This is a genomic window from Polymorphobacter multimanifer (assembly GCF_014205635.1).
In the GTDB taxonomy this organism is placed as follows: Bacteria; Pseudomonadota; Alphaproteobacteria; order Sphingomonadales; family Sphingomonadaceae; genus Sandarakinorhabdus; species Sandarakinorhabdus multimanifer.
Genome location: NZ_JACIIV010000001.1, coordinates 242,216 through 251,798, shown reverse-complemented (window position 1 = coordinate 251,798; position 9,583 = coordinate 242,216). Strand labels below are relative to the sequence as shown.

Genomic DNA, 9,583 nt, shown 5'->3' with positions numbered 1-9,583 from the left:
TCAACAGGGTCTGATCCTCCCAGAGTCATCGGCAGTGTGAATCACAGCTACGACCCAAAGGGAAGACGCTCTGCCCGGGAATCTGCCCCGGCTACGGGTGAACCCTGTTCAACGTTCGGGCCAGACTGTGGTTCCGGTCGGGGAAGATTGCATGACATTGCGTTTGGTTGCGGCGGGCTTTCCGCTGATGGTTGCGGCGTTTGTGGTGGCGAACGGGGTGCAGGCGCAGGGGACAAAGCCGGTTTTCGTGCCGCCGGCGGCGAAGGGGGCGCTCGCTGCGTCGGTGAACGCGCAAGGTCCGGCGGCGGCGGAGGACAAGGCGGCGATGAAGCGGCTGCTGGTGCGGGCGCAGGTGTTGCTCGACCGGCGGCATTTCTCGCCGGGGGTGATCGACGGGACGCAAGGCAGCAACATGCGGCGCGCGGTGACGGCGTTCCAGAAGGCCGAAGGGCTGGACGAGAGCGGCACGCTCGATGCGGCGACCTGGGAGCGGCTGGTGGCGGGCGAGACGGCGCCGGTGATCCGCGGCTATGTGATCGGCCAGCGGGATGTGGCGGGGCCGTTCATGGCACCGGTGACGCCGGGGGATTATGCGCAGATGGCAGAGCGGCCGCGCATGACCTGGCATTCGGTGACCGAGTCCCTCGCCGAGCGGGCGCATATGGACGAGGCGCTGCTGATCGCGATGAACCCGGGCGTCGACTGGGGGCGGGCTGGGACCGAGATCGTGGTGACCGACACGGTGCGCGAGAAGCTGCCGGTGGTGGCGAAGATCGTGGTGGACAAGGGGTCGAACCAGCTGACGGCGATGGATGACGGCGGCAAGATCGTGGCGGTGTATCCGGCAACGGTGGGCAGCTCCGAACGGCCGGCACCGACGGGCGATTATGCGGTGCGGACGGTGGCGCCGGCGCCGAACTATACCTTCGACCCGACGCGGCTGAGCTTCAAGGCAAAGGGTGGCGGCAGCGATAAGCTGACGATCAAGCCGGGACCGAACAACCCGGTGGGGTCTTCGTGGATCGACCTGACGCTCGACACCTATGGCATCCATGGCACGCCGCACCCGCGCGACATCGGCAAGACGGCAAGCAACGGCTGTGTGCGGCTGACGAACTGGGATGTGGTGGGGCTGGCGAAGGCGGTGAAGGCGGGGACGAAGGTGACCATCCAGGGGTAGGTGCGGTGTCGCGGGGGTTGGCGGGGGCGTGTCGCCTGCGTATGACGGTGGCCTGATCCTCGGGAGTTTTCTGCATGCGTTTCGGACTGGGTGTGAGTGTTCTGGCGTTGCTGGTGGCGGTGCCTTCGCTGGCGGCGGAGAAGCCCGAGCTGGGGACGTTCGGCTTCGATGTGGCGGGGATGGACCGGGGGGTGAAGCCGGGGGACGATTTCTACCAATTTGCCAATGGCGCCTATCTGAAGGCGCTGGAGATTCCGGCGGACAAGTCGAGCTTCGGGATGTTCCACAAGCTCGATGATCTGAGCCGCGAGCGCACACGGGTGATCATCGAGGAGGCGGCCGCCAGCGGCGGGGCGCCGGGCACGCTGGGGGGGACCGCCGCGCGCAAGGTGGGGGATTATTTCGCGGGCTTCATGGACGAGGCGGCGATCGAGGCGAAGGGGCTGGCGCCGGTGCAGCCGTATCTCGATGCGATTGCGAAGGTGGATGGGCCGGCGGGGATTTCGCGGATCATCGGCCAGGCGACGCGGATGGGGATGTCGGTTCCGGTGGGGATCGGCATCCAGACCGATGACAAGAACCCCGATGTGATGGTGGTGAGCCTGAGCCAGAGCGGGCTGGGGCTGCCGGACCGCGACTATTATCTCGACAAGGACCAGCCCGAACTCGCGAAGGCGCGCGAGGCGTATCTGGTTTGGGCGAAGGCAATGCTGGAGCTGACGGGGGCAACCGATGCCGGGCCGCGGGCGGCGGCGGTGATGGCGCTGGAGACCAAGATGGCGACCGCGCACTGGACCGTGGTGGAAAGCCGGGATGCCGACAAGACCTATAACGACGTGCCGCGCGCGACGCTGGTTTCGGGCTATGCCGGATATGACTGGGCGGCGCTGCTGGGGGCGGCGGGGATCGAGGGCGCGGACCGGGTGCTGGTGGCGCAGCCCTCGGCGCTGCAGGGCATGGGCAAGCTGATCGCGAGCGAGCCGCTGGCGGTGTGGAAGGATTATCTGACGCTGCGGCAGATGGCGGCGGCGGCGCCCTATCTGCCGAAGCGGGTGGTGGATACCAATTTCGCGCTGGTGAAGGCGTTGAGCGGCACGCCGCAGCTGCGCGACCGGTGGAAGCGCGGCGTGGACAATACCTCCGCCATGCTGGGGGATGCGGTGGCGCAGATCTATGTGGCGCGGCATTTTCCGCCCGAGGCCAAGGCCAAGGCCGACGAACTGGTGAAGAACATCATCGTGGCGATGGATGCGCGGCTGGCGAACCTCGAATGGATGGCGCCGGCGACGCGGGCGTCGGCGCGGGAGAAGCTTAAGGCGTTCACCCCGAAGATCGGCTATCCGGACAAATGGCGCGACTACAGCAAGTTCGAGGTGGTGCGCGGCGATGCGCTTGGCAATGCGATGCGCGGGATCGACTTCGAGCATGAGCGCGAAGTGGCGAAGCTCGGCAAGCCGGTGGACAGGAGCGAGTGGTTTCTGACGCCGATGACGGTGAACGCCTATGCTTATCCGGTGTGGAACGAGATCGTGTTTCCCGCCGCCATCCTGCAGGCGCCGTTCTTCGATGCCAATGCCGATGCGGCGGTGAATTACGGGGCGATCGGCGCGGTGATCGGCCATGAGATCACGCATCATTTCGATGACCAGGGCCGGAAATATGACAAGACCGGCAAGCTGGCGGAATGGTGGACGCCAGAGGATGTGACGCGCTTCGAGGGGCTGACCAACAAGGTGGTGGCGCAATATGGTGCCTATGAGCCGCTGCCGGGCAAGAAGATCAACGGCGAGCTGACGCTGGGCGAAAATATCGCCGATCTGGCCGGGCTGGTGATTGCCAAGGATGCCTATGCGCGGTCGCTGGATGGCAAGGCGGCGCCGGTGATCGACGGCTTTTCGGGGGACCAGCGGTTCTTCCTCGGCTTTGCGCAGGTGTGGCGGGCGAAATATCGCGACCAGGTGCTGTTGCAGCAGCTGGTGAGCGACCCGCACAGCCCGTCGAGCTTCCGGCCGTTCGTGGTGCGCAATCTCGACGCCTGGTACTCGGCGTTCGATGTGAAGGCGGGGGACAAGCTTTATCTCGCACCGGATGCACGGCTGCGCGTCTGGTGAGCCTCGGCTGACATTGTTGCACGAATGGCATTGGTCGTCGGCGTCGACCGGCGGAGCATGAGGATATGATGATGCGGATGGCTCTGGTCGGGTGTTCGGTTCTGGCGCTGATGCTGCCTTCGGCGGGGTTTGCGGCGGACGGGGCAGTGGCAAGCGGCAAGGCTGCGATCGGCAGCTTCGGCTTCGACGTGGCGGGCATGGACCGGTCGGTGACCGCGGGGCAGGACTGGGGGCGTTTTGCCAATGGCGGCTATATGGACCGGCTGGAGATTCCGGCCGACCAGACGCGCACCGGGATGTTCAATGTGCTGCGCGATCTTTCGCAGGAGCGGACCCGGACGATCATCGAGACGGTGACGGCCGAGGGCGGGCCGGCGGGTAGCGAGGCGCGCAAGATTGCCGATTTCTATGCGACCTTTGTCGATGAGGCAGCGATCGAAGCGCGCGGGATGACGCCGGTGGCGCCACTGCTGGCGGAGATTGCCGCGATCGACGACCGGGCGGCGCTGGTGCGGATGATGGCATTGCTGACGCGTGACGGCGTGTCGATGCCGCTGCGCCTTGGCGTCGTGGCCGATGCCAAGAACCCCGATGTGCATGTGGTGAGCCTGGGGCAGGGCGGGCTCGGGCTGCCCGACCGGGATTATTATCTGGACCAGAAGAGCACGCGCTTTGCCGAGGCGCGGACGAAATATGTGGCGCATGTGGCAACGATGCTGACGCTGGCGGGGGTGGCCGGCGCAACCGATGCGGCGGCGCGGGCGCAGGCGATCTATGCGCTCGAAAGCGCCCTTGCCGAGGTGCAGTGGAGCCGGGTCGAACTGCGGCAGCGCGAGAAGACCTGGAACCCGGTGGCGCGCACCGCACTTGCAGAGCGCTACCCCGGGATCGACTGGGCGGCGATGCTGGGGGCTGTCGGGCTGAACGAACAGCCGCGGCTGACGGTGGGCCAGCCGAGTGCGGTGACGGCGACGGCGGCGATGCTCGCGCGCGGCGACCTTGGCGTGTGGAAGGATTATCTGGCGCTGCGCGCGATCGAGGCGGCAGCACCCTATTTGAGCAAGGCGTTTGTGGAGGCGAACTTCGCGTTTCGGGGCAAGGTGCTCGGCGGGCAGCCCGAGGATCAGCCGCGCTGGAAGAAGGGCGTCGACCTGACCAGTGCAGCGCTGGGCGAGGCTGTGGGCAAGCGCTATGTGGCGGCGTATTTTCCGCCCGACGCCAAGGCCAAGGCGGATGAGATGGTGAAGAACATCATCGCGGCAATGGACCGGCGGCTGGCCGGGCTCGACTGGATGGAGCCGGCAACCCGGGTGGCGGCGCGTGACAAGCTGGCGAGTTTTACCGCCAAGATCGGCTATCCCGACAAATGGCGCGACTATTCGGGGCTGGAGGTGGTGAAGGGCGACCTGTGGGGCAATGTGGTGCGCAGCGAGCGGCACGAATTCCAGCGGCAGGTGAACAAGATCGGCCGGCCGGTGGACCGCAGCGAATGGGGCATGACGCCGATGACGGTGAACGCCTATGCGCGGCCGAACTGGAACGAGATCGTGTTTCCGGCGGCGATCCTGCAGGCGCCGTTTTTCGACCCCGCTGCCGATGAGGCGGTGAACTATGGCGGCATCGGTGCGGTGATCGGCCATGAGATCAGCCATCATTTCGATGACCAGGGGCGGAAATATGACAAGCAAGGCAAGCTGATCGACTGGTGGACGGCGCAGGACGTGACGCGGTTCAAGGCGCTGACCGACAAGGTGGTGGCGCAATATGGTGCCTATGAGCCGCTGCCGGGGAGCAAGGTGAATGGCGAGCTGACGCTTGGCGAGAATATTGCCGATCTGGCAGGGATGACGGTGGCGTTCGATGCGTGGAAGCGCTCGCTGGACGGCAAGCCGTCGCCGGCGATCGATGGGTTTTCGGGCGAGCAGCGCTTCTTCCTCGGTTTTGCGCAGGTGTGGCGATCAAAGTATCGCGATGCGGCGCTGCTGCAGCAGCTGGTGACCGACCCGCACACGCCGGGGCACTTCCGGCCCTATGTCGTGCGCAACCATGACGCCTGGTATGCGGCCTTTGGTGCCAAGCCGGGGGAGGCCTATTATCTGGCTCCCGATGCGCGGTTGCGCGTCTGGTGATCTACTGGCGGCCGGTCGGGCTGGGGGATTGGGGGCTGCCGCTGGCCGGTGGCCCCCTTTGCTTTGCCGGCGTGGAGCGGCTGGAGCGCGGGGTGGCACCCGAGCGGCTGCCGGTCGAGGCGCTGCCCGAGGATGTGCGTGAGCGGCTGACGGCGGTGCGGCCGGGCTATGGCGGGCGGCCGCTGGTGATGGGAATCCTCAATGTGACGCCCGACAGCTTTTCGGATGGTGGCCAATATTTTGAAGGTGGGGGCGGTGATCCGGCGGCGCTGGTGACGGCGGGTGCGGACATTGTCGATGTGGGGGCGGAATCGACGCGGCCGGGGGCGGCGGCGGTGGCGCTGGAGGAGGAGCTGCGGCGGTTGGGGAGCGTGCTGCCGGCGCTGGCGGGGGTGCGCTGGTCGGTGGATACGCGCAAGGCCGCGGTGATGGCAGCCGCACTCGATGCGGGGGCGGGGATGATCAATGATGTGTCGGCGCTGACGCATGATCCCGCGGCGATGGCGCTGGTGGCGGCGCGGGGGTGCCCGGTGGTGCTGATGCATCACCAGGGCGAGCCGGCGACGATGCAGGTGGCGCCGGCCTATGATGATGTGCTGCTCGAAGTGTTTGACTGGCTGGCGGCGCGGATCGACGCGTGTTTGGCGGCGGGGATCGGGCGTGAGCGGATCGTGGCGGATGTTGGGATCGGGTTCGGCAAGAGCCTGCACCACAACCGGGCGCTGCTGCGCGGGCTGGCGCTTTTTCATGCGCTGGGGGTGCCGCTGCTGCTGGGGGCAAGCCGAAAGCGGGTGATCGAAGGACTGGCGGGAAGGGCGGTTCCGGTGGGGGCGCGGCTGCCGGGAAGCCTGGCGGTGGCGCTGCATGGGGCGGCGCATGGGGTGCAGATCCTGCGCGTGCATGATGTGGCGGAGACGGTGCAGGCGCTGGCGGTGTGGCGAGGCATCGAGGCGGCATGATTGCTGCGGTGCGGAATGTCGCGGTGATTGGAGGCTTCACAGACCGGAATCATCTGCTATCACCCGGGGTTCGTGTGGGGCGAGGCTGAGTGATGGGTGTCGACATGGTTGATGATGGATCGGGCGATGACCGCCAGCGGCAGACGCCGGAGTATCGGGCGACCTATGAGCGTTTCATGGCGATCACCAAATGGGCTGTGATCGGCATTGCCGGCGCGCTCATCATCATGGCGCTGGTTCTGGTTTAAGTCGGCCGCGGGGGATTTTGCCATGAAGATCGCAGTTTTGCGCGAGACGGCCGATGCCGAGAACCGGGTGGCGGCGACGCCGGAGACGGTGAAGAAGTTCATCGCCCTGGGCGCCGAGATGGCGGTGGAAACCGGTGCTGGTGCCGGCGCCAATATTGCCGATGCGGATTATGCGGCGGCCGGCGCCACCGTGGCGGACCGGGCCGGGGTGATTGCCGGGGCGCATCTGGTGATGGGCGTGCAGGTGCCGGGCGTGGATGGGCTGCCGGGCATTGCGAGCGGAACAATGGTGGCCGGCGGCATGTCGCCATTCGCGGCGCCGGAGCGGATCAAGGGCTATGCCGATGCGGGGTTGGTAGCACTTTCGATGGAATTCATGCCGCGGATCACGCGGGCGCAATCGATGGACATCCTGTCGTCGCAATCGAACCTCGCCGGCTACAAGGCGGTGATCGATGCCGCCGAGGCCTATGGCCGGGCGTTTCCGATGATGATGACCGCAGCGGGGACGATTTCGGCGGCGCGCGTGTTCGTGATGGGCGTGGGCGTGGCGGGGCTGCAGGCGATTGCGACGGCACGGCGGCTGGGTGCGCTGGTGAGCGCCACCGATGTGCGCTCGGCCACGAAAGAACAGATTGAATCGCTCGGCGCCAAGGCGATCTTCGTGGCCGATGTGAAGGGCATCGAGGGCGAGGGTGCCGGTGGCTATGCGACCGAGATGAGCGACGAGTACAAGGCGGCGCAGGCAGCACTCGTGTCCTCGCACATCGCCAAGCAGGATATCGTGGTGACGACGGCGCTGATTCCGGGACGGCCGGCGCCGCGGCTCGTGTCCGATGCGCAGTTGGCGTCGATGCGGCCGGGGTCGGTGCTCGTCGATCTCGCGGTGGAGAGCGGTGGCAACATCGAGCATTCGCGCCCAGGTGAGGTGGTGAAGGTGCATGGTGTGACGATCATCGGGCACCGGAACCTGGCGGGGCGGATGGCGGCGGATGCTTCGGCGCTGTTTTCGCGCAACCTCTACAATTTCATCAATGCCTTTTGGGACAAGGACGCCAATTCCGTGGCCTTTCCGGCGGATGACGAGATCGTGGTCGGCGTCAAGCTCACCGAGGGTGGCGCTGTGGTGCATGAGCGGCTGAAGGCGGCCTGAGGAGCGACGCACATGGATTTTCTCTCCACTCTGTCGATTTTCGTGATGGCCTGTTTCGTGGGCTATTATGTCGTGTGGTCAGTGACGCCGGCACTGCACACGCCGCTGATGGCGGTGACCAATGCGATTTCCTCCGTGATCATCGTCGGCGCGCTGATCGCGTCTTCGGCCGCGGTCGGGGGCTCGGAGATTTCCAAGTGGCTGGGGCTGCTGGCGGTGGTGCTCGCGAGCGTCAACATCTTCGGCGGCTTTGCCGTCACGCGGCGGATGCTCGCGATGTACAAGAAAAAAGAGAAGAAGCCCGTAGCTGCATCAAACAATAGCTCGGCGAAGTAAGCGGCTGGATTAGGGGCATCTGACCATGGACCATATTGCAGCCGACACGCCCGCCTGGGCCATGCTCGCCTATCTGATTGCGGGTGTGCTGTTCATCCTGAGCTTGCGCGGGCTTTCGTCGCCCGAGACGAGCCAGCAGGGCAATCGCTATGGCATGATCGGCATGCTGATCGCGGTGGCGACGACGCTGCTGCTGCATGGCACCGGGCTGCCGCTGATCGTGGCAGCGATTGCCATCGGTGGCACGATCGGCTGGTTCATCGCGCAGAAGATCCAGATGACGATGATGCCCGAGCTGGTGGCGGGCTTTCACAGCCTCGTGGGCATGGCGGCAGTGCTGGTGGGGGCTTCGGCCTATCTCAACCCCGATGCGTTCGGGATTGTCGACAGCGCCGGGCAGATTTTGACCGCGAGCCGGATCGAGCTGGGGCTGGGTGTTGCCATCGGTGCGATCACCTTCTCAGGCTCGGTGATTGCGTTCCTCAAGCTTTCGGGGCGGATGAGCGGTTCGCCGATCCTGTTGCCGGCGCGGCATGTGATCAACCTTGCGGTGCTGGCGGGCATTCTGGGGCTGATCGGCTATTTCGTGTTCGACAGCCAGCCGGCGGTGTTCTGGACGATCACCGCACTCAGCTTCGCGATCGGCTTCCTGCTCATCATCCCGATCGGCGGTGCCGACATGCCGGTGGTGATTTCGATGCTCAACTCCTATTCGGGCTGGGCGGCAGCGGCGATGGGCTTCACGCTGCAGAACACCGCGATGATCATCACTGGTGCGCTGGTGGGATCGTCGGGCGCGATCCTCAGCTACATCATGTGCAAGGCGATGAACCGCAGCTTCATCTCGGTGATCGCCGGCGGCTTCGGTGCCGAAGCGGAAGCGGGCGGGCCCAAGGGCTCGGCGGTTGCCAAGCCCTACAAGGCCGGATCGGCCGAGGATGCGGCGTTCATCATGAAGAATGCCGAGAGCGTCATCATCGTGCCGGGCTATGGCATGGCGGTTTCCCAGGCGCAGCATGCGCTGCGCGAGATGGGTGATCTGCTCAAGGCCGAGGGTGTTTCGGTGAAATACGCCATCCATCCGGTGGCAGGGCGCATGCCGGGGCACATGAACGTGCTGCTCGCGGAATCGAACGTGCCGTATGACGAGGTGTTCGAGCTCGAGGACATCAACAGCGATTTCGGCCAGTGCGACGTGGCGTTCGTGATCGGCGCCAATGACGTGACCAACCCGCTGGCGAAGACCGACAAGACCTCGCCGATCTATGGCATGCCGGTGCTCGATGTGGAGAAGGCCAAGACGGTGCTGTTCATCAAGCGCTCGATGGGCGGCGTGGGCTATGCCGGTGTCGACAACCCGGTGTTCTACATGGACAATACCATGATGCTGCTCGCCGATGCGAAGAAGATGGTCGAGACGATCGTGAAGAACCTCGGGCACTGAGCGAGCGCGCAGGGAGACAATGA

8 protein-coding genes are annotated in these 9,583 nt (G+C 65.7%); all 8 read left to right on the top strand.

Going from position 1 to position 9,583, the window contains the following annotated elements; genetic code table 11:
• Positions 1–151 precede the first annotated feature (151 nt).
• The 8 genes from FHS79_RS01135 to FHS79_RS01100 all read left to right on the top strand — a co-directional run bounded on the left by FHS79_RS01135 (position 152) and on the right by FHS79_RS01100 (position 9,560).
• Positions 152–1,180 carry a L,D-transpeptidase family protein gene (locus FHS79_RS01135; RefSeq protein ID WP_184194040.1) on the top strand — a complete coding sequence of 343 codons (1,029 nt, stop codon included), beginning with the start codon at positions 152–154 and terminating at the stop codon, positions 1,178–1,180.
• A 74-nt stretch (positions 1,181–1,254) separates the two neighbouring features.
• Complete coding sequence (locus FHS79_RS01130) at positions 1,255–3,291, top strand: M13 family metallopeptidase (RefSeq protein ID WP_184194037.1); 2,037 nt, start codon at positions 1,255–1,257, stop codon at positions 3,289–3,291.
• Between the two features lie 71 nt (positions 3,292–3,362).
• Complete coding sequence (locus FHS79_RS01125) at positions 3,363–5,420, top strand: M13 family metallopeptidase (RefSeq protein WP_184194034.1); 2,058 nt, start codon at positions 3,363–3,365, stop codon at positions 5,418–5,420.
• Entirely contained in the window at positions 5,414–6,379 is a 966-nt protein-coding gene (folP, locus tag FHS79_RS01120) for a dihydropteroate synthase (RefSeq protein WP_184194114.1), read from the top strand. The genes FHS79_RS01125 and folP overlap by 7 nt, the downstream gene beginning before the upstream one ends.
• A 92-nt stretch (positions 6,380–6,471) precedes the next feature.
• Complete coding sequence (locus FHS79_RS01115) at positions 6,472–6,627, top strand: aa3-type cytochrome c oxidase subunit IV (protein WP_184194030.1); 156 nt, start codon at positions 6,472–6,474, stop codon at positions 6,625–6,627.
• Between the two features lie 22 nt (positions 6,628–6,649).
• Positions 6,650–7,780, top strand: a complete 1,131-nt coding sequence (locus tag FHS79_RS01110; RefSeq protein ID WP_184194026.1) for an NAD(P) transhydrogenase subunit alpha — start codon at positions 6,650–6,652, stop codon at positions 7,778–7,780.
• Positions 7,781–7,792: 12 nt separating this feature from the next.
• Positions 7,793–8,116 (top strand): NAD(P) transhydrogenase subunit alpha part 2, encoded by a 324-nt coding sequence (locus FHS79_RS01105; protein ID WP_184194023.1) that lies wholly within the window; start codon positions 7,793–7,795, stop codon positions 8,114–8,116.
• 25 nt (positions 8,117–8,141) lie between these two features.
• The gene (locus tag FHS79_RS01100; RefSeq protein ID WP_184194020.1) at positions 8,142–9,560 is read left to right on the top strand and encodes an NAD(P)(+) transhydrogenase (Re/Si-specific) subunit beta; all 1,419 of its coding nucleotides are present in this window, start codon (positions 8,142–8,144) and stop codon (positions 9,558–9,560) included.
• The last annotated feature ends 23 nt before the right edge of the window (positions 9,561–9,583 follow it).

Excerpts from the sequence above, each read along its gene's own strand:
- FHS79_RS01135 (WP_184194040.1), top strand. The coding sequence starts at position 152 with ATGACATTGCGTTTGGTTGCGGCGGGCTTTCCGCTGATGGTTGCGGCG.
- FHS79_RS01130 (WP_184194037.1), top strand. The coding sequence starts at position 1,255 with ATGCGTTTCGGACTGGGTGTGAGTGTTCTGGCGTTGCTGGTGGCGGTG.
- FHS79_RS01125 (WP_184194034.1), top strand. The coding sequence starts at position 3,363 with ATGCGGATGGCTCTGGTCGGGTGTTCGGTTCTGGCGCTGATGCTGCCT.
- FHS79_RS01115 (WP_184194030.1), top strand. The coding sequence starts at position 6,472 with ATGGGTGTCGACATGGTTGATGATGGATCGGGCGATGACCGCCAGCGG.
- FHS79_RS01110 (WP_184194026.1), top strand. The coding sequence starts at position 6,650 with ATGAAGATCGCAGTTTTGCGCGAGACGGCCGATGCCGAGAACCGGGTG.
- FHS79_RS01105 (WP_184194023.1), top strand. The coding sequence starts at position 7,793 with ATGGATTTTCTCTCCACTCTGTCGATTTTCGTGATGGCCTGTTTCGTG.
- FHS79_RS01100 (WP_184194020.1), top strand. The coding sequence starts at position 8,142 with ATGGACCATATTGCAGCCGACACGCCCGCCTGGGCCATGCTCGCCTAT.